Source organism: Amycolatopsis tucumanensis, assembly GCF_021654135.1.
Lineage (GTDB): Bacteria > Actinomycetota > Actinomycetes > Mycobacteriales > Pseudonocardiaceae > Amycolatopsis_E > Amycolatopsis_E tucumanensis.
Genome location: NZ_JAKGSD010000010.1, coordinates 11,572 through 37,438, shown reverse-complemented (window position 1 = coordinate 37,438; position 25,867 = coordinate 11,572). Strand labels below are relative to the sequence as shown.

Sequence of the window (25,867 nt, the reverse complement as noted above, 5' to 3'; positions counted from 1 at the left end):
CCGCTGAACGAAAGAACCGCCGCGACCACGGGCTGGGATCGCGGCGGTTCTGGGTTCAGCAGGATCTGCTGGAGCGCTGCCTGGGCTTGTACCCGGCGGAGGGCGTAGCGGCGGTGGTCGGGCCGCTCGATCCCGCGCCGCGCGACTTGCCGGGAAGGCTCGCTGACTGAAGAACCGCCGCGATCGCGGGCTGGATCCCGGCAGTTCTGGGTTCGGCAGGAATCGCTGGAGCGCTGCCTGGGGCTTGTACCCGGCGGAGGGCGTAGCGGCGGTGGCCGGGGCTGTTGATGAGCGCGCCGCGCGACTCACTGAAAAGGCTCACTGAACGAAAGAACCGCCGCGACCCCGGGCTGGGATCGCGGCGGTTCTGCGTTCAGTACGTCAGCTGGCCGACGGCGTGCTGCGACGCGGGCCGCGGCCCGGGCGCCCCTGCCGGTAGCCGCCACCGTGACCGCGGTCCCGGTCGCCGTAGCTGCCGCCCCGGCGCGGCCGCTGCGGGCCGCCGAAGCCACGCGAGCCGCCACCCCGGCGCGGGGCGGTGTCGCGCGGACGGTCGACCACCGGGACCCCGCTCGGCTCGCGGGCGCCGGTGATGTCGGACAGCTTCGCGTCACCGGGCCGCACGACCAGCTGGTCGGCGCGCACGCCGGCCTTGTCGGTCATCCGGCGCACGGTGCGCCGCTGGTCCGGCGTGATCAGCGTGACCACGGTGCCCGACGCACCGGCGCGCGCGGTGCGGCCGGCGCGGTGCAGGTAGTCCTTGTGGTCCGCGGCCGGGTCGACGTGCAGCACCAGGCTGACGTCGTCGACATGGATGCCGCGCGCCGCGACGTCCGTGGCGACCAGCACCGTGGTGTGGCCGTCGCGGAAGTCCTGCAGCACCCGGTTGCGCTGGCCCTGCGACTTGCCGCCGTGCAGCGCGCCCGCCCGCACACCGCGCTCACGCAGCCGGTCGGTCAACCGGTCCACGTGGTGCTTGGTGCGCACGAACATGATCGTGCGGCCCTCGCGGGCGCCGATCTCGGTGACCACCGACTGCTTCTCCTGGCGCGAGACCTGGAACACGTAGTGGTCCATGGTGTCGACGCTGGCCGTGGCCGGCGCGACCGAGTGCTCGACCGGGTCGTGCATGTACCGGTTGACCAGCTGCCCGACGTCGCCGTCCAGCGTCGCCGAGAACAGCAGCCGCTGGCCGTCGCGCGGGGTCAGGTCCAGGATCTCCCGGACCTGGGGCAGGAAGCCCATGTCCGCCATCTGGTCGGCCTCGTCGATGGCGATGAACTGGACCTCGCTGAGGTCCGCGGTGCCCTGCCGGACGTGGTCGGACAGACGGCCCGGCGTGGCGATCAGCAGGTCGACGCCCCGGTGCAGCGCGTCGGCCTGCCGGGGGAAGGCCATCCCGCCGACGGCGGTCCGGCACCACAGGCCCAGCGCGCGGGCCAGCGGGGTGAGCGCGTCGCTGACCTGGAGGGCCAGCTCACGCGTGGGAACGAGGACCAGGCTGCGGGGCTTCCGCGACCGGGCCTTCCCGCCCTCGAGGCGGGCCAGCAGGGCCAGCCCGAAGGCGAGGGTCTTCCCGGACCCGGTCTGCGCCCGGCCGAGCACGTCGCGCCCGGCGAGCGCGTCCGGCAGGGTCGCCGACTGGATCGGGAAGGGTGCGTCGATGCCGGCCTTGCGCAGAGCCCCGAGCAGGGGCTCCGGCAGGTTCAGGTCGGCGAACGACTGCACGGTGGAAGTGGACTCAAGGGTGATGCTCACGCACTGCCTCTCGGACGTGGTGGTACGTCGCAAGGGAGGCCCGGTGTGCCTGCGCGCAGGCAGGCTGAAGAACAAGTTCGGCGGGCTTTCACAAGGACGAACCCGGCGCGGCTGCGCCATCGGTGGTGTGTCCGCGTCCCATGAAGGGGGCGACCCGAATTCACGTCGCCCGGTTGCGGACTGTGATCAGAATACCTGAAGACCGTCGGGGACCTCACCTCAGCCCCGCCCGCTGCCGCAGGTCGAAAGCCAGGTCATCGGCCTCGACCTGCAGACCCCGCGCGGCAAACCACGCGGAGATGTTGTGGACGTCACGGGTGAGGTACTCCGCTCCTCTCGGATTCGCCACGACATCCACGACCTGGGGCAGGTCGATGAGCACGATCCGGCCCTCGTGGACGAGGATGTTGTAGGCGGACAGGTCTCCGTGCGCGAGCCCCTCCGACGCCAGTACGTCGAGCGCCCCGATCGTCTGGAACCACAGTTCGCGTAGTTCGTCCGGTTCGGGCCGTAGCTGTGCCAGGCGTGGCGCCGCTGTGCCGTCGGGCTCTCCGACGAACTCCAGCAGCAGTTCCGTGCCGTCCCGCTGCACCGGGTACGGCACCGGCGCGCCGATCGTCCACAAGCGACTGAGCGCGGCGAACTCGGCGACCGCCCACTGCTCTGCGATGAGGTTGCGGCCGAACGAGGTGCGCTGCGCCATGGCCCGGTTCTCCCGGGACCGGCGCATGCGCCTGCCCTCGAGGTAGCCGGAGTCGCGGTGGAACTGGCGGTGCTCGCTTGATCGGTAACGCTTCGCGGCGAGCAGGCATTCCCGGCTGCGGTCGGGGAGCCCGCGGCGCAGCAGGTGCACCTCGGCCTCCTTGCCGGTCTTGAGGACACCCAGCTCGGTGTCCACGGCGGCCAGTTCGGTGACCAGCCAGGCCGGGTGCGGGCGCGGGCCGTGCTCGGCGCTGTCCCACGTCGAGTACCGGTCGGCGCCGCCGGGCACCGCCGGTTCGGCGTAGCTGTCGTCGCGCACGCGGGCGAGCCGCTGCCGTTCCTGTTCGGTGAGGCGGCCGCTGCGGACGGGGTTGATCTCGTCGTCGAACCGCGGGCGGCGACGACGTGAGCGTGGTGTGAAGTCTTCGAAATCGTGCTGACGCACTGGTGGGTCTCCAAGGCTGAGTGGCCCCACCTGCGCCGTTCGATCAGGCGGGTGGGGCGGGTGGACGGGCGGCGAAGGCACGGCCCAGCACAACGACGGACACAACGCACCTCCTTCACTCGCCACCGGGGCCCAGCGCACCGGCGTTTCGCGTGATCATGCCCGCGGCGGCGCTGCGGCCGCAACCGAATTACCGGCAGACTGGCGGCATGCGCGTGATCGTGATCGGCTCCGGGATCGCCGGAGCGAGCACCGCCCACCAGCTCGCCCGCCGCGGCGCCGAGGTCGTCGTGGTCGAGGCAGGCCGTCCGGGAGTGGCGACGGCCGCGTGTGCGGGCATCGTGTGCCCGTGGACCAGTCGCCGCGGCGACGACGAGTACCGCTTCGCCGCCGCGGCCGCCGCCTACTACCCGGAGCTGGTCGCCCAGCTGGCCGAGGACGGCGCCGGTGACACCTCGTTCGAGGTGGTCGGCGGGATGGTCGTGTCGGCGGACCCGGCCGAGCTCGACGAGGCGTTCGCCCGGGTGAGTGCGCGCGTTGCCGGGGAACCGGCGGCGGGCGAGGTCTCCCGGCTCGATCCGGCGCAGGCCCGCGAGCTGTTCCCCGCGCTCGCGCCCGATCTGGCCGCGGTGCACGTCTCCGGCGGCGGCCGCGTGGACGGGCGGCGGATGCGGCAGGCGCTGCTCGACGCCGCGGTGGCGCGCGGCGCCCGGATCGTTCAGGGCGCGGCGGAGCTGACCGGGCGCGGCGTCCGGGTCACCGGGGAGGAGCTGGACGCGGACAAGGTCGTCGTCGCGGCCGGGGCGTGGAGCAGCGAGCTGGTGCCGTCCGTGTCCGTGGCGCCGCAGCGGGGCCAGATCAGCCACTTCGAACTGCCGGGCGCGGACACCGCGCGCTGGCCGGTGGTGCTGCCGGTGTCCAGCCACTACCTGCTGGCCTTCCCCGGCTCGCGGGTCGTCGCGGGCGCCACGCGGGAGACCGGCTCCGGCTTCGACCACCGCATCACCGCGGCCGGCCAGCGGGAGGTGCTGGACCACGCCCTGACCGTCGCGCCGGGCCTGGCCGACGCGACGCTGCTGGAAACCCGGATCGGCTTCCGGCCCGCCTCGCCGGACGGCCTGCCGCTGCTCGGGCCGCTGGTGGAGCGGCCGGACGTGCTGATCGCCACCGGGTTCGGCCCCGGCGGGCTCACCGCGGCGCCGTTCGCCGGACGTCTCGTCGCCTGCCTCGCGCTCGGCGAGGATGCGCCGGTCGACCTCGCGCCCTACCGGCCGGAGCGGTTCACCGGTCGGTGATCAGCTCCAGCTCCTGCTCGCCGACCCGGTCCAGCGTGATGCCTGCCCGCTCGGCGGCGCCGATCAGGCCCTCCACAGTGGAGGGTTCACGGGTGGCGGTCGCCAGCGCGGCGGCGAGCTTTCCCTTGTAGGCCTTGTTGAAGTGGCTCACGGTCTTGCCGCTCGCGGTGACCACGCGCACCGTGATCGCACGCGGGATGCGGGCCAGCGCGGCGTAGGCGCCGGAGCGCAGGTCGACGATCAGACCGTCCACTTCGGCCAGTGCGGGCTCCAGGACCGGCCGCCACAGCGACCGCAGCGTGCCGAGCGCGGGCAGGGTGGTGCCCCCGGAGAGCCGGTAGGCCGGGATGCGGTCGTCGCCGCGGGCGATGCCGAACAGGGCGGAGGCGACGGCCAGCCTGCGGTCCGCCTTCGCCCGCGCGGCGGGACGCAGGCCGCCGTAGTCGAGCGCGTCGTAGAGCACGCCGGTGTAGCGCTCCAGCGCGGGCAGGGTGGGCGCGCTCCAGAGCGCGGCGTTGCGCGCGACCTCATCCTCTTGCCGCGCCGAGAGGCCCAGCACGTCCAGGCTCTCCGGAACGTTGCCCGCCAGCTCCACCAGCGCGTCGGCGAGCTTGCGCCGCAGCGGGTTCAGCTCGGCGAACGACAACGCGTCGAGATTCAGCGGAGGGCCGTCCCCACCGGCGGCTTTGGTTTCCGAAGGAGGCAGCAGCACCAGCACGGCCAGCAGGGTAACCCGGGCGCGGAAAATCGCTGGGGACGGGCCAGCGGCTGTGCCTACGCTCGACCGATGACTGTGACCTGGCGCGCACTGCGGCTGGACGACGCCGAAGCGGTGACGGAGTTGTTCGCCGCAGCCGAGAAGGTGGAGCCCACGGGGGAGGAGCACAGCGTCGACGACATCAGGGAGAGCCTGGAGTCGCCGAACTCGCCGCTGCCCGAGGCGGGGGTCGCCGTGCTGGACGGCGACCGGTTGATCGCCTACGCGATGACGGCGCGCCGGACCGCCGCCGATCCGGTGCACCAGATGCGGGTCGAATCGATGGTGCACCCGGACCACCGGACGGACGCCCTCGGCGCGGAGCTGCTCCGGTGGTACGAGGAGGCGAGCTCCGAACTTCACCGGAAAGTGTTCCCGGGAGCGCCGCTGGAACTGCACGCCATGGCGCACGACAACCAGCGGTGGTACGCGTCGGTGCTGCGCCGCGGCGGCTACGAGCACGTGCGCACCTTCCTCGACATGACGGCGGACCTGTCGGCCCTGCCGTCCGTGGAGTCCACGGTCGAGCCGGTCCGGTATGAGCCGCGGCACGAGGAGGCCACCCGGCTCGCCCTCAACGAGGCGTTCGGCGAGCACTTCGGCAGCGCGCCGCTGACGCCCGAGGTGTTCCGGCACCGCGTCACCGGCAGTGCCGGGTTCCGGCCGGAGCTGTCGTTCCTGACGCTCGACGGCGACCGGGTGACGGCGCTGGTGCTGTGCGTCGAACGCGGCGTCGCGGACGGCGAGGTGGTCGTCGAGTACGTCGGCACCCTGCCCGAGGCGCGGGGCCGCGGAGCGGCGAAGAGCCTGGTGGCGCGGGTGTTGCGGGAGGCCCGCGAGCGTGGCTACCGGCGGGCGGTGCTCGGTGTGGACGGCGAGAACCCGACCGGCGCGCAGCGGGTGTACGAGCGGTGCGGCTTCGTGGTGACCGGCCACTGGCACGTGCACGCGCGCCCGGTCAGCGGACGGTAAGCCACCGGTCAGCGCTCCTGGTGAAGCTCGGGGCAACCGAGTTCGAGGAGTGCTTCGATGAGTAGGACTGTGCTGATCTCCGGCGCGAGCATCGCCGGCCCGTCCACCGCGTTCTGGCTGAACCGTCTTGGCTACGCGACGACCGTGGTCGAGCGGGCGCCCGCCCTGCGGGAGGGCGGGCAGGCCGTGGACTTCCGCGGCGAGCAGGTGGCGGTGCTGCGGCGGATGGGATTGCTGGAGGAGATCCGCGCGCACCAGACGTCGATGGGGGAGCAGCACATCCTGGACGCGTCCGGGAAGCGCGTGGCGAGCCTGCCGTCCTCGATGATCAGCGGTGAGGTCGAGATCCAGCGCGGCGACCTGAGCCGAGTGCTGTACGAGGCGACGAATGACCGCACGGAGTACGTCTTCGGCGACTGGATCACGTCGCTGACGGAGACCGGTTCGGGTGTCGAGGTGACGTTCGCCCACGGCGCCCCACGGACCGTGGACCTGGTGATCGGCGCCGACGGGCTGCACTCGGGCGTGCGGGCGCTGGCGTTCGGGCCGGAGTCGCGGTTCCGCACCGAGATGGGGTACGCGTGCGCGGGGTTCAGCGCGCCGAACCACCTGCGGCTCGACCACACCGGGCTGATCTACAACGTGCTCGGCCGCGGCGTGACGTACGCCGCGCAGGACCCGGACGGCCCCGCGAGCATCGGTTTCGTCTTCGCGGCCGACGGCCTGACCTACGACCGCAAGGACGAGGACCAGGTGAAGCGTTTGATCGCGTCGGTGTACGCCGGGGTCGGCTGGGAGGTCCCGCGCCTGCTGGACGCCCTGCGCGACGCCGACGACCTGTACTTCGACGAGCTGGCGCACGTGTACCTGCCGCGCTACACCAGCGGCAGGGTCGCACTGGTCGGCGACGCGGGCTGGGGCGTGGGGCCTGGCGGTGGCGGCACGGGCCTGGCGATGATGGCGGCGTACGTGCTGGCGGGCGAGCTGGCCGCCGCGGGCGGGGACCACGCGGTGGCGTTCGAGCGGTACGAGTCGGAGGTCCGCCCGGCCGCCGAGGCGGGCGCGAAGCAGGCGAAGGGCACCGGTCCGTTCCTGGCGCCCCGCACCGCGCGTGGTCTGTGGCTGCGGAACCAGTCGCACCGGATGCTGACGACCCGCGTGTTCTCCGGGGTGTTCGACAAGATGACGCTGAAGGCGGCGAACACGTTGAAGCTGAAGGACTACGGGATCTGAGGCTCCCGGGAGCTGAGGGTTTCGGCGATCTCCTCGAAGGACATGGCGGCGCCGCGGTCGTAGGCGGCTGCGAAGGCGTCGGCGCCCAGCAGCTTCTGGCAGCCGGCCGCCACCGCCGCCACGTCCTGGTCGTGCGGCCTGGCGGCGCTCCGCAGCGCCACCGCCATCCCCAGCTGCTCGGCCGCCCGCTCGGGATCGCCGTCGAGCAGGGTCATCCCCGCCTGGCCTTCCAGCGCGTCCGCGATGTCGGTCCGGAAGTGCTGCGCCAGCGTGATGTCGAGCGCCTGCCGGTGTCGTGCCCGCGCCTCAGTCCAGTCGCCCGTCGCCTCGGCGAGCCTGCCCATCGCGGTGAGGGTCCGGGCGCTCGCCGCGTCGCTCTGCCAGTCCGTGCCCAGCGTGGCCAGCGCCCGCTCGAAGTGCGCTCTGGCCTGCGCGAAGTCCCCGCGACGCCGGGCCAGCTCGCCGAACCCGCGCTCGGTGAGGCCGAGCAGGGTCGAGGCGCCCGCGCGCCGCGCGAGGTCCGCCGCGTGGCGGTGACCGGTTTCGGCGTCGGTCAGGTCGCCGTCGCGCAGCAACCGGTCCGCCCGCCGCGCCCACAGCTCGGCCAGCTCCTCCGTCGCGTTGAGCTGACCGAGCAGGTCCATCGCCTCGTCGACGAGCGCGGCGGACCGGTCCCGGTCACCCCGCAGGTCCGCGAGCTCGGCGAGCCCGTCGAGCACCTGCGCGGTGCCCCACCGGTCGCCGATCTGCCGGAACAGCTCGAGCGATCTGGCGAAGGCCTCTTCTGCGCCCGCGCTGTCACCGTTGAACAGGCGCAGGTAGCTCGTCGAGAAGTGCACCAGCGCCTGGAACCACGGATCGTCGTCGTCGACCATGGCCTGTTCCAGCTCGTTCGGCCGCCGCGCCGGGCTCGGCGGGCCGGCGAACAGCGCCCAGTAGACCAGCAGGTACGGCTGCCGCAGCGGCCACGGCAGCGACGGCACGATCGAATCGACCCGCCGCAGGTGTTCGTCGAGACCGGGTGGTTCGGCGGGCGCGGCGTTGAGCACGCACAGCACGTACTCCTCCGCCAGGTCGGCGGGCGGTTCCGGGCCGAGGTTGGCCAGCAGCCGCGCGGCGAGCGGCGCGATTTCCGTGCGCACGCCCTGCAGACGCCAGTACGAGGACAGTGCGCCGACCAGTCGCAGCGCCAGCGCGGTGTCCGACTCGACCGCCCAGCGCAGTGCCGCGTGCAGGTTCGCCCGCTCGACGGTCAGGCGGGCGAGCCACTCGATCTGCTCGGTGCGGCGCAGGTGCGGGTCGGCGGTCTGGGCGAGGGCGAGGAAGTGCCCGGCGTGCGCCCTGGCCACCGCGTCCCGTTCGCCGGATTCGTCCAGCCGCTCGGAGCTGAACGCCCGGATCGTCTCCAGCATCCGGTAGCGCTCACCGGAGAACTCGATGAGCGACTTGTCGACAAGGCTGTCGAGGAGGTCTTCGGTGTCCGGTTCGGACAGTCCGCACACGCTCGCGACCGCGTCCACCGTGGCGCCGCCCGCGAAGATCGCGAAGCGGCGCACCAGGTTCTGTTCGTCCGGCGTGAGGAGGTCCCAGCTCCAGCCGACGACGGCACGCAGCGTCTGGTGGCGGGGCGCGGCGGTGCGGCTGCCCTTGGACAGCAGGCGGAACCGGTCGTCGAGGCGGGCTTCGAGCTGGTCCAGCGGCAGGGTCCGCAGGCGCGCCGCGGCGAGTTCGATGGCCAGTGGCAGCCCGTCGAGCGCGGCGCAGATCCGCCGCACCCGCTCGGCCGAGTCGTCGTCGAGGCGGAACCCGCGCCGCACGGCGGCGGCCCGTTCGGTGAACAGCCGCACCGACTCGTAGCCGGTGGCTTCGGCCGCGTCGGTGCCGAGCGGCGGGGACGCGAGTGGCGGCACCGCGCACAGCGCCTCGCCGGTGATGCCGAGTGGTTCGCGGCTGGTGGCGAGCACCCGCAGCCCGGGGCTCGACGAGAGGAGCCGGTGGACGAGCTTCGCGGCGTCGGCGATGACGTGCTCGCAGTTGTCGAGGATCAGCAGCAGGCGCCGGTCGGTGAGCGCGACCTCGATGCGCCCGACCGGGTCCGGCGGGGCGCCGCCGGTGGGGAACAGGCCGGTCTCCCGCAGGCCGAGCGCGGTGAGGACGGCCTGGGCGACGTCGGCGCCGCTGGTGACGGGGGACAGGTCCACGAAGCACACTTCGCCGTCGGCACGGCCACCGGACTCGATGGACAGACGGGTCTTGCCCGCGCCGCCGGGGCCGGTCAGGGTGACCAGGCGCCCGGTGCCGAGCAGGTCGGCGATGCGGGCCAGTTCCGCTTCGCGGCCGATGAAAGTGGTGAGCTGGGCGGGGATCTTCGGCGGTTCGGGCGGCGGCTCGGCGCGCAGCACGGCGAGGTGCGCGGCGGCGAGTTCCGGGGACGGGTCGGCGCCGAGTTCGTCGGCGAGCACGCGTCGGGCGTCGGCGAAGACGGTGAGCGCCTCGGCTTGGCGGCCGTTGGCGGCGAGCGCGCGCATGAGCAGGACGCGGGGCCGTTCCCGCAGGGGGTGCGCGGCGCACAGTTCGGTGAGTTCGCCAATCACCGCGCGGGATTCGCCGATGGCGAGGTCGGCTTCGGCGCGGTCCTCGACGGCGGCGACGCGCAACTCGTCGAGGCGCGCGGCCTGTGCTTCGGCGAAGGGGGCGTCGCGTACGTCCGCGAGGGCCGGGCCGCGCCAGAGGTCCAGGGCTTCGCGTAGCAGCTTCGCGGCGCGGGCGTGCTCGTTGGTGTTGAGGGCTTGGCGCCCGTCGCGGGCGAGGCGGGTGAAGCGGTGGAGGTCGACCTGGTCCGGTTCGACCGCGAGGCGGTAGCCGGCGGGGTGGGATTCGATGCGGGCCTGGTCGCCGAGTTTGCGGCGGAGGCGGGACACCTGGGCCTGCAGGGCGTTGGCCGCGTCGCCCGGCGGGTGGTCGCCGTAGAGGCCGTCGACGAGCCGGTCCGTGCCGACGACGCGACCGGCGTCGAGCAGCAGGAGCGCGAGGAGGGACCGGGGCCGTGGCCCGCCGAGGGGCACCGGGTCGCCGGCCGCGGAGCGCGCCTCGACAGGACCCAGGACGGCGAACCACACCCCGCGATTGTGGCGCATGGCGCGCCGGACGGGGTGAGGCTGTGCCGCGGTTCGCGGGCCGCTGCTTTACTTCACTCATGGAACCTGGGCCGCTGACGATTTCCTACGCCGTGGCTTCCGACGTCGGGCAGCGACGCGAAGCGAACGAGGACTCGGTCTACACCAGTCCGCGTCTGCTCGCCGTCGCCGACGGGATGGGGGGTCACGTCGCCGGTGAGGTCGCCAGTTCGGGCGCGGTCGCCGCGATCGCCGCCCTGGACGAGCGCCTCGAGGCGGAGTCCGCGAAGGCCGACGTGGAGGCGCTGGCGGCCGCCGTGGCCGACGCCGGTGCCCGCTTGCGGGCCCAGGTCGAGGAGGACAGCCGCCTGCAGGGCATGGGCACCACGCTGACGGTGCTGGCCTGGGACGGCACGTCGTTCGCGGTGGCCCACGTCGGGGACTCGCGGGCGTACCGGCTGCGCGAGGGCGAGCTGGCGCAGGTGACGCGCGATCACACGGTGGTGCAGGAGCTGGTGGACCAGGGCCGGATCTCGCCGGAGCTGGCGATGAGCCACCCGCAGCGTTCGGTGCTGACGAGGGCGCTCCAGGGCGCCGGCGAGCCCGAGCCGGACCTCTTCGTGGTGGACGCCAGGCCCGGCGACAGGTACCTCATCTGCTCCGACGGCCTCTCCGACGTCGCGACGCCGGAGCAGCTGACGGAGGTGCTGACGACGGTGCCGACTCCGGAGGAGGCCGTCCAGAGGCTCGTGGAGCTGGCCAACGCGGGCGGCGGACCGGACAACATCAGCTGCATCGTGGCCGACGTGGCGGAGGCGAACGCGGCCGACTGAGGCCGACGCGGGCGGCGTGGCCGGCTGAGGCCGACGTCTCCGACGCGGGCGGCGTGGCCGACTGAGGCTGGCATGGCTGGCTCGATCCGGCGTGGCCAGCTGAGGCCGACCTATCCGATGCGGGCGGCATGGCCGGCTGAGGCCGACCTATCCGGTGCGGGCGGCCTGGCCGGCTGAGGCCGACGTCTCCGACGCCGGCGGCGTGGCCAGCTGAGGCCGCTGCTCGGTCCGGCGTCGCTGGTCGGGCTGGCGTGGCTGGCTCGGGTAGGGGTCGCGGACGCGGTCGGCTGAGGCCGACGTGGCTAACTGGGGCCGGGGTGGCTTGGTTGGGTCGGCGTGGCTGGCTCGGGCAGGCGTCGCGGACGCGGCCCGGCTGGCCGACGTGGCTAACTGGGGTCGGCGTGGCTTGATTGGGCCGACGTGGCTGGCTCGGTCTCGTATGACGAACGCGGACGCGGCCGGCTGAGGCCGACGTGACGCGGGCGGCGTGGCTGGCTCGGTCCGCTGTGACTGGCTGGGGCCGGTGTGGCGGTCATGGACGCGGCCGGCTGACGCCGACATGTCGGACGCGGCGGCATGGCCGGCTGAGGCCGGCGTGGCTGGCTCGGCAGGCGTGGTGACGCAGACGCGACCGGCTGACGTGGTCGGCTAGGACTGGCGTAGTCGGTTAGGGCTGATTGGGGCTGGCGCGGCTGGCTAGGGCCGATGGGCCGACCCGGCTGAGGTGGTCGGTTAGGGCTGACACGGTCGGTTGGGACTGATGGGGCTGGCGCGGCTGGCTAGGGCCGATGGGCCCGATGGGGGCTAGTCGCTCGGGTCGGCCGGCGCGCCGGCGAAGGTTGGTCAGGCCTGCGGAGTCGCGCGCCGGTGGAGGGCTGTTCCAGCGGGCGGCGGCTGCGCGCGGCGGCTGAGGCTGGTCGCGCGCTCTGCGAACGCCGCTGGTTCTTCCACCCGGGCGGCGGCCCGCCTTCCGGCGGGTGTGCCCTCCGAGGTGGGCTTCGCCGCCCGGCGGCGACGCGCACCCTTGGTGGGGTGCGCTACCTCGTGGTGGGCGTGCCCGGTCGGCCCGGCGGCGTGCCGGTTCGGATCTTGAAAACTGGTTCGCGGGGGCGTCGGCCGCGGGTACGGTCTGGGCCATGGCCTCACCGGAAGCGCTGGTCTCCGCGCTGGCGGACCCTGAACGCCTGATGCTCTTCGCCCGAATCTGCACTTCGCCCGACGGGTTACCGGTGGCAGGGGATCGGCACACCGCGAAACTTGCGAAGCGCCTCGTTTCGGCTGGGATGGTCACCGTTGACGGGGATCGGTACCGGGCAGTGCCGCAAGCTTTCCGCGACTCGCTCGCCAAGCCGCCGAGCGATCCGCTCGAAGCGCTGTTCAGCCGCGGCCGGCTCACCACCATTCCGCGTCCGGGCAAGCTTCGCCAGGCCCTGCTCGAGAAACTCGCCGAGCAGTTCGAGCCCGGCCGGGTCTACACCGAGCCGGAGGTCCGCGCGAAGCTCGCCGCGATCTACGAGGACCATGCCGCGCTTCGCCGCTACCTCGTCGACGCCGGGCTCCTCCAGCGCAGCAACGACGGACGCGCATACGGCCGCCCCGCCGAAGCCCGGCCCAACCCCGAGAACGACGGCCGTCGCGCTCACGTCTGAGAGGCTCGGCCATAACGAACGCCGGCTTGAGCCGCTGACCCGGCGAGTTTGGCGTTGTGGTTTGCCCACAACTGGCCGTTGCCGCGCACGGCTCGGCTCCACGTGCACGTCGGCGCGGCTGCTCGATCGGGTCGGCGCGGTCCGGCCGCCCCGGCAGCGCGCGGCGCGACAGGGCCGAAACGGCGGCGTCCCAGGGCTGGAGCGCTCGCTAGGCTGCGGAGAGTGCGGGGGCAGCGCCATTCTGCCCCCGCACCCTGTCGATCACACCGTGTCAATCACGCAGGAACCACGCTCACGCGCCGGTTCTCGACGTCGAGGCTCGCGATGCGGACATCGACCCGTTCACCGGCTTCCGCTTCCGCGGTCCAGGCGGGCCGGGACAACAGCCCGGGAACGCCCGGCGGCAGTTCGACGAAGGCGCCGAACGGAACCACTCGCGTCACGGTCGCGGTGATGACTCCGCCATTCGCGTGCTGGGCGAGGAAATCGCGCCACACGGCCTGCGAGACCTGGTACTGGGACATGTGATCACCTCCTTTCGCTTCGTCCCAGAGAAGGGGAGAGCGCAGGAGGTGGCGGGCCGCGGGCCCGCCGGGTGATCACGGCGCGGCCGGGAGTCCTGTCTGTGCGCGGCGCAAGGCCGACCCGGCAGTCACGGCGTCGAAGTTAACAGCTCACGGGGTCATGCTCAACAGTCCTTCCTGTCGTAGGGTTTCCGGCATGATCGCCGCCGACCCGGACCGACTTTGCCCACGACCACAACTCGTCCGGTCCGAGTGGTTCGACCTGGACGGCGCCTGGGGCTTCGCCTTCGACGACGACGATCGCGGCCTCGCCGACCACTGGTTCACCGCCACCGAGCCGTTCGACCGGACGATCACCGTCCCGTATCCGCCGGAGTCGGAACTCTCCGGCGTGCACGCGACCGAACCGCACACCGTGGTCTGGTACCGGCGTGAGTTCGACGCCCCGCCGATCCCCGACGGCCACCGGCTCGTCCTGCACTTCGCCGCCGTGGACTACGCGGCGTCGGTGTGGATCAACGGAATCCACCTCGGCAGCCACGAAGGCGGGCAGACGCCGTTCTCCTTCGACATCACCGCGGCTCTGCGGCCCCACGGTCCGCAAGTGATCGTCCTGCGCGCGGAAGACCGCCCGGACGAAGGCACCCAGCCCAGGGGCAAGCAGGACTGGCACCCGGAGCCGCACGACATCTGGTACCACCGCACCACGGGGATCTGGCAGCCGGTGTGGGCGGAGGTCGTCCCGGCACTCCACCTTCGCGAACTGCACTGGACTCCCGAACTCACCCGCGCATCGGTCTCTTGTGAGGGCGAGCTTTCCGCGACGCCCGGCGAAGCGGTGACGATCCGCGTGGTGCTGCGGCACGGCGACGAGATCCTTGCCGAGCAGTCCGTGCGCGTCGACCGGCGGCGGTTCCGGTTCGACATCGCCGTGCCCGCGCTGCGGCACGGTCAGGATCGGTCCCGCCTGCTGTGGTCGCCGGAGAACCCGGTGCTCGTCGATGCGTCGGTCGAACTGCACGCCGCGGAAGTGCCGTCCGACACGGTGAGCAGCTACCTGGGTCTGCGCGAGGTCGGCGTGGCCGACGGCCGCTTCCTCCTCAACCACCTCCCTTACTACCCGCGAATGGTCCTGGAACAGGGCTATTGGCCGCAGTCGCACCTGGCCGCGCCGGACTCGGTCGCACTCCGCCGGGAGGTCGAGCTCATCAAGGAACTCGGCTTCACCGGCGTCCGCGTGCACCAAAAGGCCGAGGATCCGCGGTTCCTCTTCTGGTGCGACAAGCTCGGCCTGCTCGTCTGGGGCGAGACCGCGAACGCCTACGAGTTCGCGCCCGAAGCCGTCGAGCGGCTCACCCGGGAGTGGCTGGAGATCCTGCGCCGGGACCGCAGCCACCCCTGCATCGTGACCTGGGTGCCGATCAACGAGAGCTGGGGCGTTCCCGACGTCGCCACGGCACCCGGGCAAACCCACTTCGTGCGCTCGATCTACCACCTCACCAAGAGCATCGACCCCAGCCGCCCGGTCATCGGCAACGACGGCTGGGAAATCCCGGAAGCCGACATCATCGGCGTGCACGACTACGCCCCGACCGGTGAGGCACTGTCCACACGGTACGGTGCCGAATTGCGCCGTGCCCTGTCCGACGGCCGGCCCGGTGGTCGCCGCCTCCTGCTCGACGACACCACGACGGACCGCCCCGTCATGCTGACCGAGTTCGGTGGCCTCTCCCACGTTCCCGCCGAGGACGAGAAGTGGTTCGGCTACTCGACGGTGACCGACGACGAGGAGCTGGCCGCCCGGCTGGACCAGCTCGTCACCGCGGTCCTCTCGTCGCCGGACCTCGCCGGCTTCTGCTACACCCAGCTGACCGACACCGAGCAGGAACGCAACGGCCTGCTCACCGCCGGACGCGTGCCCAAGATCGATCCGGCCCGGGTACGAGCCATCCTCACTCGCCCTGCCGCGGCCGTGCCCCCGGAAGAACTGAACCCCTACCGGGAGCGCAGCTGACAGCCGGGACCTTCGAGTGGTGTCACCATCCCGGTCTTGTGTTGCCGACGATCTTCGGCACCAAGCGGGAGCGCGAGACCACGGCTGGTACCTCGGCCCGTGGGCGAGAACCTTCAGTGGTGACCCGCGGGCGCGCCGTGTGCCCGCGACGCGCCCGCGGGCGGGAACCGCGGGGAAGCGGTTCCCGGACCGCCGCCAGCCCGGACTCACGTCCCCAGGAGCGGGCGAACGGCGATCTCGTCTGCGGCGGCGCGGCCTAGTAGTCCCAGATCTGGATCGCCCGCACAACGAACGGCGCGTGCGGCACGAACGTCCCGCCACCCGGGTACGTGGTGAAGTCGCCTTCGGTGGAGCAGTCCTCGCCCTGGTACACCGTCACCTCGCGGTCCAGCCGGTTCACGAACGACCGCGCGTCACCGCTGAGCGGGATGCACTCGCCGGGATTGGCCGTGCGGAGGTCGAGGAACTGCACCGACCCGCCGTAGAACTCCTCGGACCACGCGCAGAACTCGCCCTGCTCGCAGCCGTACCCGACCGGCGGCGCGGTCTCGGCCTCGGCGATGCCGCCCGCGGTCAACAGTCCCAGCGCGGCCAGGACGAGCGCCTTCGGCAGATACGCGCGAAAATTCCCGAACATTTCTCATCTCCCCTGTGAGTCGGTCTCCGCGGTGCGCGGTTCCGGACTCCACAATGGCCGGTGGGAGAAGGGCTGTCAGCAGGGATTTCTACTTCTGTGGATAAGTAGGTTCCGTTAACCCGATCGGGGCCTCGGAAACGCACTTGTCCACAGGGTGCCGAATTCGTTCTTGCCGAATGGGCGAAACCTCTGCTATTTGGCGGGACCCGTGGAACCGCGCACCACCAGTTCGACGTCCAAAGTGGTCGCCTTCGGCGCGCGCTGTCCGGAGAGCAGGCGCAGCGCCAGTTCCCCGGCGAGCTGCCCCTTGCGCACGAGGTCCTGCCGCACGGTCGTCAACGGCGGATCCGACCACGCGGCCGGCGGCGTGTCGTCGAACCCGACGATCGACAGGTCCGCAGGCACCCGGAGACCGCGTTGCCGGGCGACGGCCAGCGCCGCGAGGGCCAGCTCGTCCGACATGCACAGCAGCGCGGTCGGCTCCCGGTCCAGCAACGCCGCCGCGCCCGGCATGGCCGCCTCCCGCGACAGTCCGGACACCTCCCAGATCGGCACCGCGTCCGGATCGATCCCGGCCGCCCCCAAGGTTTCCAGGTAGCCGGCGAGCCGCTCCCGGTTGTCCAGGAACCGGCTCCGCGCCGCCTCCGTCGCGCTCAACGGGCCCCCGCGCGGCTCGGACAGGCACTGCGCGGACAGGATCGCGAACCGCCGGTGGCCCAGCTCCAGCAGGTGCCGGGCCGCGGCCGTCGCGCCGCCGCGGTCGTCCGTCGACACCCGCGCCGACCCGGGCACGATCGGCTGGTCGATCACCACCAGCGGCAGTCCGCGCTGCTTGACCGCCCGCAGCGCCGGCGCGTTGTCCGCCAGCGAGTAGGCGACCGCGAGGTCCGCCTGCGCCGCCAGCACTCGGTCCGCCCGTGGTCCGCCGTCGTGTCCGCCCGGCAGGAGGAGCAGCGCGTGCCCTTCCGGATCGACCCGGCTCGCGAGCGCATCCAGCGTGATCGACAACGCCGGATCGGAGAACGCCGCCGACAACCCGGTGTCGAGCATGAAGGCGATCGCGCCCGAGCGCTGCGTGGCGAGGCTGCGCGCGGTCGGGTTGGGACCCGTGTAGCCGAGCCGCTTCGCCACGCGCAGCACTTCGTCCCGCAGCTCGGCCGACAGCTGGTCCGGGCGGTTGTACGCGTTGGACACCGTCGCCCGCGAGACGCCCACCGCTTCGGCGACGTCGTCGAGCGTCGGGCGGCGCCGACGGGTACCGGTCATCGCCGCAGTCTAGACCGATCACCGACCGGCTTGACGTTCTGAAGCGCTTAAGTCATTGTGGGACGGGTGATTGGGGTCAGTGATCGGGTAGCGGTCTTCGTCGTCTTCGCGCTCAACGGTGCGGTTTACGGGTCGTGGGCGCCGCGCGTGCCCGCGCTCGCCGAGCAGGTCGGAGCCAGTCCGGGCGAACTGGGGCTGGCGTTGCTCGGCGGCACCGCGGGGCTCCTGCTTGCGGCACCGCTGTCCGGCCGCGTGTCGGAGCGGTTCGGCGCGCGTGCCGTGATGCTCGTGGCGACTCTGCTGTCGTGCGTCGTGCTGTCGCTGACCGGGCTGGTCGGCTCGGTGGCGTGGCTCGCGGTCGCGTTGTTCGGCCTCGGCTTCGCCAACGGCGGGCTCGACGTGGCGATGAACATCGGCGGCGTCAGCGTCGAGCGGCGCACGGGCAAGGCGATCATGCCGGTCTTCCACGCCGGTTTCAGCTTCGGTGGGCTGGTCGCGTCCGCCGCCGCCGGGCTCGCCGCGGCGCAGCATTGGTCACCTGAGCGGCACTTCCTGGTCGCCGCCATCGTGACCGCGCTTGTGATGCTGGTCGTCTACCACGGCTTGCCGCGTGCGGTGCCCCGGACCGAACGAGCCGCCCGGCCGGCGACCACCGCACCCACCCGGCGCCCGGTGCTGTGGCTGCTGGCCGTGGTGCCGCTGTGTTCCGCGATGGCCGAAGGCGCCAGCTCGGACTGGTCCGCGTTGCTGCTGGTCACTGAGCACGGCGCGGGCGAGGGCGCCGCCGCGCTCGCCTTCACCGCGTTCTCGCTCGCCATGGCTGTCACCCGGCTCGGCAGCGCGTGGGTGCAGCGCCGCCTCGGCGCCACCCGGACCCTCGCGATCGGCGCGGTCGTGGCCGCGGCCGGGCTGCTGGTCTCCGCACTCGTCCCGGTCGCCGCGCTGGCCTTCGCCGGGTTCGTGCTGGCCGGCACGGGTCTGGCCGCCGCGTTCCCGGTCGCGCTGAGCCTGGCGGGCGAGGCGGGCAAGCGCGCGGACGGCAGCGGTGGGGAGCGCGAGATCGCGTTCGTCACCACTGTCGCCTACACCGGGTTCCTGGCCGGTCCGCCGCTGATCGGCGGTATCGCACAGGCGACCTCGTTGTCCGCTTCGTTCGTGCTGGTAGCGGTTCTGGCGGCGCTCATCGCGCCGGCCGCGGTCGGCGCGAGTCGCGCACGTCACCGTGAACGGACCGCTGCCGAACTCCCCGTTTGAGGCGGGCCTACCCTCGACGTGTGCCCTCTGAAGTTTCCGAGACCGCGACCCGGCGCCGGGTGAGCGTCCTCCCGCTGCTCCTGGTGTGCGGGTTGCTGGCGGCGGTGGTGGCCGTCGCGCTGCTCGCGCTGTCGGGCGGGGCCACCTACCAGATCGCCGGCCTGCCCGAGCCGGGCCTCGTGACCCAGTACGGCGTCGGCGTGGTCCGGGTGCTCGCCGACGCGGCGTCGGTCGTGTGCGTCGGGTCCCTCCTGCTCGCGACGTTCCTGGTGCCGCCGCAGAAGTCCGGCGTGCTGGCGCGGGACGGGTACGCGGCGCTGCGCACGGCCGGGATCGCCGCGTGGGTGTGGTTCTTCGCCGCGCTCGCCTCGGTCCTGTTCACCGCGGCGGACGCGGCGGGCAAGCCGGTCACCGAGCTGTTCTCGCCGCAGGTCCTGCTGGACCTGGTGGACGCGATCGAGCAGCCCAAGGCCTGGCTGTGGACGGCTGGCATCGCGCTCGTGCTGGTGCTCGGCTGCCGCCTGGCGCTGTCGTGGGGCTGGACCGCGGTGCTGTTCGGGCTGTCCGTCGCCGGGCTCGTCCCGGTCGCCGTGACCGGCCACTCGGCCAGCGGCGGCTCGCACGACCTCGCCACGAACAGCCTGCTCTACCACCTGATCGCCGCCTCGCTGTGGGTCGGCGGCCTGGTCGCGCTCCTCGCGCTCGGGTGGCGGCGCGGGGAGCACCTGTCGCTCGCGGCGCGCCGCTTCTCCCGGCTGGCGCTGGTCTGCTGGATCGTGATGGCCGTGTCCGGCGTGGTCAACGCGCTGGTCCGGCTGCCGCTGTCCGACCTGCTCACCACCGAGTACGGGCTGCTCGTCGTGGCGAAGGTCGTCGCGTTGCTGGTGCTCGGCGTGTTCGGACAGCAGCAGCGGACTCGCGGGGTGCGCGCGGTGGTGGACGGACAGGGCGGCGGGCAGTTGCTGCGGCTGGCCGCGGTCGAGGTCCTGATCATGTTCGTCACGATCGGCATCGCCACCGCGCTCGGCCGCACCCCGCCGCCGCAGGAGGCCGTCCAGCCGTCGACGACGGAACTGCTCATCGGCTATGACCTGCCCGGCGCGCCGACCGTGCTCCGGCTGTTGTTCGACTGGCGCTTCGACCTCGTCTACGGCACGGCGGCGATCGTGCTGGCCGTCCTCTACCTGGCGGGCCTGCGGCGGTTGCGGCGCAACGGGATCGAGTGGCCGGTCGGACGCACGGTGGCGTGGCTGGCCGGGTGTTTCGTGCTGCTGATCGCCACGTCGTCCGGCATCGGGCGCTACTCGCCCGCGATGTTCAGCGTGCACATGGGCAGCCACATGCTCCTGTCGATGATCGCGCCGGTGCTGTTCGTGCTGGGCGGGCCGGTGACGCTGGCGCTGCGGGCGCTGCCGGTCGCGGGCCGGGACGCTCCGCCGGGGCCGCGCGAGTGGTTGCTGGCCGCGGTGCATTCACCAGTGTCCCGCGTGCTCACCCATCCGATCGTCGCGCTGGCCTTGTTCGTCGGTTCGTTCTACGCGCTGTACTTCTCCGGCCTGTTCGACGCGGCGCTGACCTACCACTGGGCACACCTTCTGATGAATGCCCACTTCCTCCTCGCCGGTTACGTCTTCTACTGGCCGGTGATCGGGGTGGACCAGGCTCCGCGGCGCCTGCCGCACCTCGGCCGGCTCGGGATGATGTTCGCCGCGATGCCGTTCCACGCCTTCTTCGGCGTGATCCTGATGTCGAAGCAGACGATCATCGGCGACAACTTCTACCGGGCGCTGCACCTGCCGTGGGTGTCCGACCTGCTGGCGGACCAGCGCCTCGGCGGCGGCATCGCGTGGGCGTCCGGCGAGGTCCCGGTGCTGCTGGTGCTGATCGCGTTGCTCGTGCAGTGGTCGCGGGCCGACGCGCGCGAGGCGAAGCGGAAGGACCGCCGCGAGGAGGCCAGCGGAGACCAGGAGCTGGCGGCCTACAACGCGATGCTCAAGCAGATGGCGGACCAAGGCAAGCCGCGCCCCTAGCACAGCCCACCGACAATTCCGGGATCACGACCGATCAGCCCGGCGAGTTGTCCACACGCCCCGAAACCATCCACAGATTTCGGCCGATTTCGCTTTCGCTCTCCCAATCGCTCGTTCCCGGTGCACTCTTGATCTCAAGCCGGTGACGACGAGTGTGAAGGAGAGCGGCGATGGCGATCGGGGAGACGATGGTGACCCTGGTGGGCACGGTGACCAGCGACATCACGGTCAAGCGGGTCGGGCAGGACAGGCACGAGCTGGCGATCTTCTGGGTGCGCAGCGATGAGCGCCGGTTCGACCGGAACAGACAGGAGTGGGTGCCGGGCAGGCGGTTCTCGGCGCGGGTGGTGTGCCGCCGCGGGATGGCGGTATCGGCCGCGGACGGGCTGCGCCGGGGCGATCCGGTCGTGGTCAACGGGCGGCTGCACACCGCTGACCCGGACACCGGCGGGTCTCGTGCTCAACTTGAACTCGAGGCTTTCGCGCTCGGGCCGAACCTCGCCCAGTGCGGCGTCTCGCTGAGGCGGGGCCCGCGGCCCGAACCCGATGTCCCGTCCCAGATCCCGTTGTGGGACGCTGCCGGCTCCGCCGTCGAAACCCTGCAGGACGGGCCCGTGGACGAGCCTGCGCCGGCGCTCGCCGGGCCACGAGGAGGGCAGGGCCCGTGACGAGCGGAGCGTTCTCCACGGTGACGAGGGGTTGACTGTCCGTCGCGGGATGGTGACCGGCGTTCGGTCGCGCGTGACACGGCTCTACGATCGTGGGCATGGCCGAGTTCATCTACACCATGAAAAAGGTGCGCAAGACCGTCGGGGACAAGGTCATCCTCGACGATGTCAGCACCGCGTTCTACCCGGGCGCCAAGATCGGCGTCGTGGGTCCGAACGGTGCCGGCAAGTCCACCGTGCTGAAGATCATGGCGGGGCTCGATCAGCCGAGCAACGGTGAGGCCTTCCTCCAGCCGGGCGCGAGCGTCGGGATCCTGCAGCAGGAGCCGCCGCTCAACGAGGACAAGACTGTGCGCGGCAACGTCGAGGAGGGCCTCGGCGAGATCAAGGTGAAGCTCGACCGCTTCAACGAGATCGCCGAGCAGCTGGCCACCGACTACAGCGACGAGCTGATGGAGGAGATGGGCCGGCTCCAGGAGGAACTCGACCACGCCGACGCGTGGGAGCTGGACTCCCAGCTCGAGCAGGCGATGGACGCGCTGCGCTGCCCGCCGCCGGACGAGCCGGTCACCCACCTCTCCGGTGGTGAGCGCCGCCGGGTCGCGCTGTGCAAGCTGCTGCTGTCGAAACCCGACCTGCTGCTGCTCGACGAGCCCACCAACCACCTGGACGCGGAGAGCGTGCTGTGGCTGGAGCAGTTCCTGGCCACCTACCCCGGCGCTGTCCTCGCGGTCACCCACGACCGGTACTTCCTGGACAACGTCGCCCAGTGGATCATGGAGCTCGACCGCGGCCGCGTCGTCGGCTACGAGGGCAACTACTCCACGTACCTGGAGAAGAAGCGGGAACGCCTCGAGGTCCAGGGCAAGAAGGACGCCAAGCTCGCGAAGCGCCTGAAGAACGAGCTGGACTGGGTGCGGTCGAACGCCAAGGCACGCCAGACCAAGTCGCGGGCCCGTCTCGACCGCTACGAGGAGATGGCCGCGGAGGCCGAGCGCACCCGCAAGCTGGACTTCGAGGAGATCCAGATCCCGCCGGGGCCCCGGCTGGGCAGCGTGGTCGTCGAGGTCTCGCACCTGAAGAAGGGCTTCGAGGACCGCGTCCTGATCGACGACCTGTCGTTCACGCTGCCGCGCAACGGCATCGTCGGCGTGATCGGCCCGAACGGTGTCGGTAAGACGACCCTGTTCAAGACCATCGTCGGGCTGGAGAAGCCGGACGACGGCGAGGTCAAGATCGGCGAGACGGTCAAGCTGTCCTATGTAGACCAGAACCGGGCCGGGATCGACCCGAAGAAGACGGTCTGGGAGGTGGTGTCCGACGGGCTCGACTACATCAACGTCGGGCAGACCGAAATGCCGTCGCGCGCGTACGTGAGCGCGTTCGGGTTCAAGGGCCCGGACCAGCAGAAGCCGTCGGGCGTGCTCTCCGGTGGTGAGCGCAACCGGCTGAACCTGGCGCTGACCCTCAAGCAGGGCGGCAACCTGATCCTGCTGGACGAGCCGACCAACGACCTGGACGTCGAGACCCTGGGCTCGCTGGAGAACGCGCTCGAGCAGTTCCCCGGCTGTGCCGTGGTCATTTCGCACGACCGGTGGTTCCTGGACCGCGTGGCGACGCACATCCTCGCGTGGGAGGGCACCGACGAGAACCCGGCCAAGTGGTTCTGGTTCGAGGGCAACTTCGAGGGCTACGAGAAGAACAAGGTGGAGCGGCTCGGACCGGACGCGGCCCGGCCGCACCGGGTGACACACCGCAAGCTGACTCGCGACTGAGCGGGGAAGCCCCGTGCTAGCACGCTCGAGCCGACACGGAAGCGGAGTCCCCTTGGTAGCCACCCAGCACAGCCGATCCGGTTCGCGTCCGCAGGACGGCGGCCGGAGCGCGGAGATCGCCGCGGTCGAGCGCCTGCTCGGCCAGGCCGCCGACTTCGAGCTGCGCGCGCCCGAGCTGGCGCTCGTGCTTGGGGAGCGGGCGGCGGCCCTGGCCGAGGCCGCCGGGGCCGAGGAGCTGTGGGTGCGTGGCGAGGGACTCGCGGTGTCCGCGCGGGTTCGTCTCGGTTTGCGCGCGCCGACGGTGGGGCGTGCCGTGGCTGCTTTGCGTGCCGCGGAGGACACGGGGCAGACGACGCTCGCGGCGCAGCTGCGCACCGACCTCGCCGTCTGCGCCCGCAGCGTCGGTGCGCCCCTCACCGGGCTCGCCGCGCTGCGGCCGGTGCTGGACGCGTCCAGTTTCGGCGGTGCGCGGAAGGCGGCGGTGCTGAGCCAGCTGGTGGCGTGTCTGGCGCAGTTCGGGCGCAAGCTGGAGCTCGACAAGACCCTTGCCGAGGCGGACCGGTTGTGCGGGGCGGACGACGACCTCGACGGTGACGGGCGGCTGCTCGCGCGGTCGCTGCTGCGGGTCGCGGTGTCGGCGCATCGGCGTCGACACGGGGACGTCATCGGCGCGGCCGACGCGGCGCGCACGGGGCTCGGTTTTCTCGAACAGCTGGAGGACGCGCAACACGACGGTGGTGTGGTGCGGGTCCGGCTGGTGCTCCAGCTCGTGTGCTCGCTGCTCGACCGCGGGGACGGCAGGAACGCGCTGGACCTCGCGCAGTCGGTGCTGGACGAACCGGCGCGGGCCGCGTCGGTCGCCCCGGCGGGATGGCTCCGGATGGCGATCGCCACCCGGGTCTTGCTGCCCTCCGGCAGTGTGGAGGCGGCCGCGCGCATGCTGCGGGATGCCGTGCACGCCACGGAACGGCACGAGTTGCACGCGTTGACCGGGCGGCTGTGGACAGAGCTGGCACACGTCGAGGAGCGCCTCGGCCGCTACGCCGAAGCCATCGAGTGCCTGCAGCTGGCGCGTGCGGCCGAGCACATCCACGCGCGGGCCCGCCGCCAGGCGGTGGGACTGCTCGCCGGAGAGTTCGGCGGTGGCGGGCACGAGGTCGACCTGGACCGCGTGCTCGGGTCGGTGCCTGCGGGCGAGGGAACGAGTGCTTCCGTTGCGGTCGCGCCGTTGTCGGTGCCCGAGCCGAAGGTTCCGGCCAGCCGTGAGCCCAGCGCCGAGGTCGCGACCGGGAACGGGGACGCCCCACGGCCTCGTGTGGCGGCGGAACAGAGCCGGAACAACAGCGAACGGCCGAGCTGGTCGCTGGCGCCCGAACCCGCCGACAAGCGTCCGGACGTTGCGAAGGTCTCCCGCGCCGAGGATGCGGCACAGGTTTCGCGGTGGGATGAGATCGGGGCCGCGTCGCGGTTGGAGCGGACCTCGCGAGCGGACGAGGTGGGCCGGTCCGAACGTGAGCCCGCGCGAGCGAAGGCGGACGAGAGCGCGGCAGCGTCGCTCGGGCAGCGTGAGTCGGTGCGGGACCGAGCTGACGAGGTCGCGGCGGTCTCGCGCCTCGACTCACGCGAGTCGGTGCGGTCTGACGCGGGTATGTCGCGGTCCGAACCGGCTTCTGGCGACGTGGTGCGGTACCGGCGGCCCGAGACGGCCGCGTCCGGGATGCCGTTGGAATCCGAGCGGCGGACAGCCGGAGGGCGTCGGCGGGCCGAGGAGAAGTCGGTTGGGCAATCGGCTGACGTCTCGCCGAATGAGGTGTCGTCCGAGATCGTGGCGATTTCCCGCTCGGAGCGCGCTGACACGCGGGCGTCCCGGAAGACTCGGCACGATTCGGAGCACGGGTCGGTCGCGGCGCGGAGCGTGCTGGACCGGCTGGGGGTCAGCACCGGTGCGGGTGGCGGGCGCCGGCGCGCGCCTGGCACGGGAGAGCCCGAGTCGGGCGGGCACCGTCGCGCGCCTGGCACGGGGGAGCCCGAGTCTGGTGGACGTCGCCGCGCTGAGGACGGCCCGAGCCGGGAATCCGTCGCGCCCGAAGCTGTGGGCGAGGGCGTCCGCGGTGAGTCCGTCGATGCGGGCCGGGATTCTGCCGGACGAGCCGACGAGAGCACGACCCTCAGCGGCGACTCGGGCACGCGCCGCGAGGACACCGCCCGGGAGGACGTTGGCTCGTCGAGTGAGTCGTGGTTGAGCGCGGATGCGGAGCCGGTCAGCCGGGCGGACGTCTCGCCGGCGGGGCGGGCCGAATCCGAGGCGCGCAGTGAGAACGAGCCTGCGCCGAGCATGCCGGTCATCGACAACTGGTTGCCGCGCTTGCGATTGCCACCGTCGCTGGCGCCGTGGGACGACTCCACCGACACGGACAGCGAACCGGCTCCCAGCAACAGCACATCGGAGACTCCCTTCACGAACGCGCCGGTGCTGCAGGACGACGGCCTCGGCGAGCCGTTCCGCACCGAGTTGACCGGCGTGCCGGACGACGACCTGCCCGAGGACGCCGGCCTCGCGGACCTGCTCGCCCGCGCGCTCGCCGAACACCAGGCGGGCACCGCGAGCGCGGCGGCGCTCGTGAAGCGACTCGGCAACCAATCGTCCTCCGAGCCGCGGCCCGTCAACGGCCACGGACGCAACGGCAGCGAGCCCGGAAACGGCCGCCACCGCGGCGACCGCTGATCTCCCCGGCCGGCCTGTCGACGCCGGCGCGGCAGGCTTGGCCTGGCGTTGCTGCGCTGGTGCCCCCTTCCGGCGCGCGGCTGGGGTGAGGGTTGGTGGTGGGCGTTGCTGCGCTGGTGCCCCCCTCCTGGCGCGCGGCCGGTGAGGGTTGGCGGTAGGTGCGTTGCCGAGCCGGTGCCCCCTTCCGGCGCGCGGCCGGGGTGAGGGTTGGTGG

Annotated in this window: 18 protein-coding genes; 11 read left to right on the top strand and 7 right to left on the bottom strand. The window is 72.3% G+C overall.

Annotated elements, in window-relative coordinates:
- Positions 1 to 381: 381 nt before the first annotated feature.
- Positions 382 to 1,758, bottom strand: coding sequence for a DEAD/DEAH box helicase (locus L2C96_RS12870; protein WP_027931758.1), 1,377 nt, complete (start codon positions 1,756 to 1,758; stop codon positions 382 to 384).
- A gap of 214 nt (positions 1,759 to 1,972) precedes the next feature.
- Positions 1,973 to 2,905: a serine protein kinase RIO gene (locus L2C96_RS12865; protein ID WP_020418194.1), complete on the bottom strand. Its 933-nt coding sequence runs from the start codon at positions 2,903 to 2,905 to the stop codon at positions 1,973 to 1,975.
- A gap of 209 nt (positions 2,906 to 3,114) precedes the next feature.
- Here L2C96_RS12865 and L2C96_RS12860 point away from each other — a divergent pair, with 209 nt between their 5' ends.
- Complete coding sequence (locus L2C96_RS12860; RefSeq protein WP_237336299.1) at positions 3,115 to 4,200, top strand: NAD(P)/FAD-dependent oxidoreductase; 1,086 nt, start codon at positions 3,115 to 3,117, stop codon at positions 4,198 to 4,200.
- On the opposite strand, the gene yaaA is transcribed toward L2C96_RS12860, so the two are convergent.
- Positions 4,187 to 4,918 (bottom strand): peroxide stress protein YaaA, encoded by a 732-nt coding sequence (gene yaaA, locus L2C96_RS12855; protein WP_237336298.1) that lies wholly within the window; start codon positions 4,916 to 4,918, stop codon positions 4,187 to 4,189. The genes L2C96_RS12860 and yaaA overlap by 14 nt on opposite strands.
- Before the next feature lie 69 nt (positions 4,919 to 4,987).
- On the opposite strand from yaaA, the gene L2C96_RS12850 reads away from it, so the two are divergent.
- Both L2C96_RS12850 and L2C96_RS12845 read left to right on the top strand, forming a co-directional pair.
- Positions 4,988 to 5,929 (top strand): GNAT family N-acetyltransferase, encoded by a 942-nt coding sequence (locus L2C96_RS12850; protein ID WP_237336297.1) that lies wholly within the window; start codon positions 4,988 to 4,990, stop codon positions 5,927 to 5,929.
- A 57-nt stretch (positions 5,930 to 5,986) separates the two neighbouring features.
- The gene (locus L2C96_RS12845) at positions 5,987 to 7,162 is read left to right on the top strand and encodes an FAD-dependent monooxygenase (protein ID WP_237336296.1); all 1,176 of its coding nucleotides are present in this window, start codon (positions 5,987 to 5,989) and stop codon (positions 7,160 to 7,162) included.
- Here the strand turns inward: L2C96_RS12845 and L2C96_RS12840 are convergent.
- Positions 7,150 to 10,281, bottom strand: a complete 3,132-nt coding sequence (locus L2C96_RS12840; protein ID WP_237336295.1) for an AfsR/SARP family transcriptional regulator — start codon at positions 10,279 to 10,281, stop codon at positions 7,150 to 7,152. The two genes, L2C96_RS12845 and L2C96_RS12840, sit on opposite strands and share 13 nt — an antisense overlap.
- Before the next feature lie 77 nt (positions 10,282 to 10,358).
- Between L2C96_RS12840 and L2C96_RS12835 the strand changes: the two genes are divergently transcribed.
- Together L2C96_RS12835 and L2C96_RS12830 are read left to right on the top strand one after the other, a co-directional pair.
- Positions 10,359 to 11,111, top strand: coding sequence for a PP2C family protein-serine/threonine phosphatase (locus tag L2C96_RS12835; protein ID WP_237336294.1), 753 nt, complete (start codon positions 10,359 to 10,361; stop codon positions 11,109 to 11,111).
- A 1,136-nt stretch (positions 11,112 to 12,247) separates the two neighbouring features.
- Positions 12,248 to 12,760, top strand: coding sequence for a DUF2087 domain-containing protein (locus L2C96_RS12830; RefSeq protein WP_237336293.1), 513 nt, complete (start codon positions 12,248 to 12,250; stop codon positions 12,758 to 12,760).
- Between the two features lie 275 nt (positions 12,761 to 13,035).
- On the opposite strand, the gene L2C96_RS12825 is transcribed toward L2C96_RS12830, so the two are convergent.
- Positions 13,036 to 13,284: a S1 RNA-binding domain-containing protein gene (locus L2C96_RS12825; RefSeq protein ID WP_237336292.1), complete on the bottom strand. Its 249-nt coding sequence runs from the start codon at positions 13,282 to 13,284 to the stop codon at positions 13,036 to 13,038.
- Positions 13,285 to 13,480: 196 nt separating this feature from the next.
- Here L2C96_RS12825 and L2C96_RS12820 point away from each other — a divergent pair, with 196 nt between their 5' ends.
- The gene (locus L2C96_RS12820) at positions 13,481 to 15,298 is read left to right on the top strand and encodes a glycoside hydrolase family 2 protein (RefSeq protein WP_020418203.1); all 1,818 of its coding nucleotides are present in this window, start codon (positions 13,481 to 13,483) and stop codon (positions 15,296 to 15,298) included.
- A 256-nt stretch (positions 15,299 to 15,554) separates the two neighbouring features.
- Here the strand turns inward: L2C96_RS12820 and L2C96_RS12815 are convergent, their stop codons facing one another.
- Positions 15,555 to 15,935, bottom strand: coding sequence for a peptidase inhibitor family I36 protein (locus L2C96_RS12815; protein ID WP_237336291.1), 381 nt, complete (start codon positions 15,933 to 15,935; stop codon positions 15,555 to 15,557).
- Between the two features lie 192 nt (positions 15,936 to 16,127).
- On the bottom strand, positions 16,128 to 17,201 hold the full coding sequence (locus tag L2C96_RS12810; protein WP_237336290.1) for a LacI family DNA-binding transcriptional regulator: 1,074 nt from the start codon (positions 17,199 to 17,201) through the stop codon (positions 16,128 to 16,130).
- 66 nt (positions 17,202 to 17,267) lie between these two features.
- On the opposite strand from L2C96_RS12810, the gene L2C96_RS12805 reads away from it, so the two are divergent.
- From L2C96_RS12805 to L2C96_RS12785, 5 genes are all read left to right on the top strand, one after another.
- On the top strand, positions 17,268 to 18,455 hold the full coding sequence (locus tag L2C96_RS12805) for an MFS transporter (protein ID WP_237336289.1): 1,188 nt from the start codon (positions 17,268 to 17,270) through the stop codon (positions 18,453 to 18,455).
- Between the two features lie 20 nt (positions 18,456 to 18,475).
- Positions 18,476 to 20,485: a bifunctional copper resistance protein CopD/cytochrome c oxidase assembly protein gene (locus L2C96_RS12800; protein WP_237336288.1), complete on the top strand. Its 2,010-nt coding sequence runs from the start codon at positions 18,476 to 18,478 to the stop codon at positions 20,483 to 20,485.
- 170 nt (positions 20,486 to 20,655) lie between these two features.
- A complete protein-coding gene (locus L2C96_RS12795; protein ID WP_020418208.1) occupies positions 20,656 to 21,153 on the top strand; it encodes a single-stranded DNA-binding protein in 498 nt (165 codons plus the stop codon).
- 98 nt (positions 21,154 to 21,251) lie between these two features.
- Positions 21,252 to 22,928 (top strand): energy-dependent translational throttle protein EttA, encoded by a 1,677-nt coding sequence (gene ettA / locus L2C96_RS12790; protein ID WP_020418209.1) that lies wholly within the window; start codon positions 21,252 to 21,254, stop codon positions 22,926 to 22,928.
- 52 nt (positions 22,929 to 22,980) lie between these two features.
- Entirely contained in the window at positions 22,981 to 25,653 is a 2,673-nt protein-coding gene (locus tag L2C96_RS12785; protein WP_237336287.1) for a hypothetical protein, read from the top strand.
- Positions 25,654 to 25,867: the final 214 nt, after the last annotated feature.

Bases quoted from the DNA above. Each gene is read 5' to 3' on its own strand.
- L2C96_RS12860 (WP_237336299.1), top strand. From the start codon at position 3,115: ATGCGCGTGATCGTGATCGGCTCCGGGATCGCCGGAGCGAGCACCGCC.
- L2C96_RS12850 (WP_237336297.1), top strand. From the start codon at position 4,988: ATGACTGTGACCTGGCGCGCACTGCGGCTGGACGACGCCGAAGCGGTG.
- L2C96_RS12845 (WP_237336296.1), top strand. From the start codon at position 5,987: ATGAGTAGGACTGTGCTGATCTCCGGCGCGAGCATCGCCGGCCCGTCC.
- L2C96_RS12835 (WP_237336294.1), top strand. From the start codon at position 10,359: ATGGAACCTGGGCCGCTGACGATTTCCTACGCCGTGGCTTCCGACGTC.
- L2C96_RS12830 (WP_237336293.1), top strand. From the start codon at position 12,248: ATGGCCTCACCGGAAGCGCTGGTCTCCGCGCTGGCGGACCCTGAACGC.
- L2C96_RS12825 (WP_237336292.1), bottom strand. From the start codon at position 13,284: ATGTCCCAGTACCAGGTCTCGCAGGCCGTGTGGCGCGATTTCCTCGCC.
- L2C96_RS12820 (WP_020418203.1), top strand. From the start codon at position 13,481: ATGATCGCCGCCGACCCGGACCGACTTTGCCCACGACCACAACTCGTC.
- L2C96_RS12815 (WP_237336291.1), bottom strand. From the start codon at position 15,935: ATGTTCGGGAATTTTCGCGCGTATCTGCCGAAGGCGCTCGTCCTGGCC.
- L2C96_RS12810 (WP_237336290.1), bottom strand. From the start codon at position 17,201: ATGACCGGTACCCGTCGGCGCCGCCCGACGCTCGACGACGTCGCCGAA.
- L2C96_RS12795 (WP_020418208.1), top strand. From the start codon at position 20,656: ATGGCGATCGGGGAGACGATGGTGACCCTGGTGGGCACGGTGACCAGC.
- ettA (WP_020418209.1), top strand. From the start codon at position 21,252: ATGGCCGAGTTCATCTACACCATGAAAAAGGTGCGCAAGACCGTCGGG.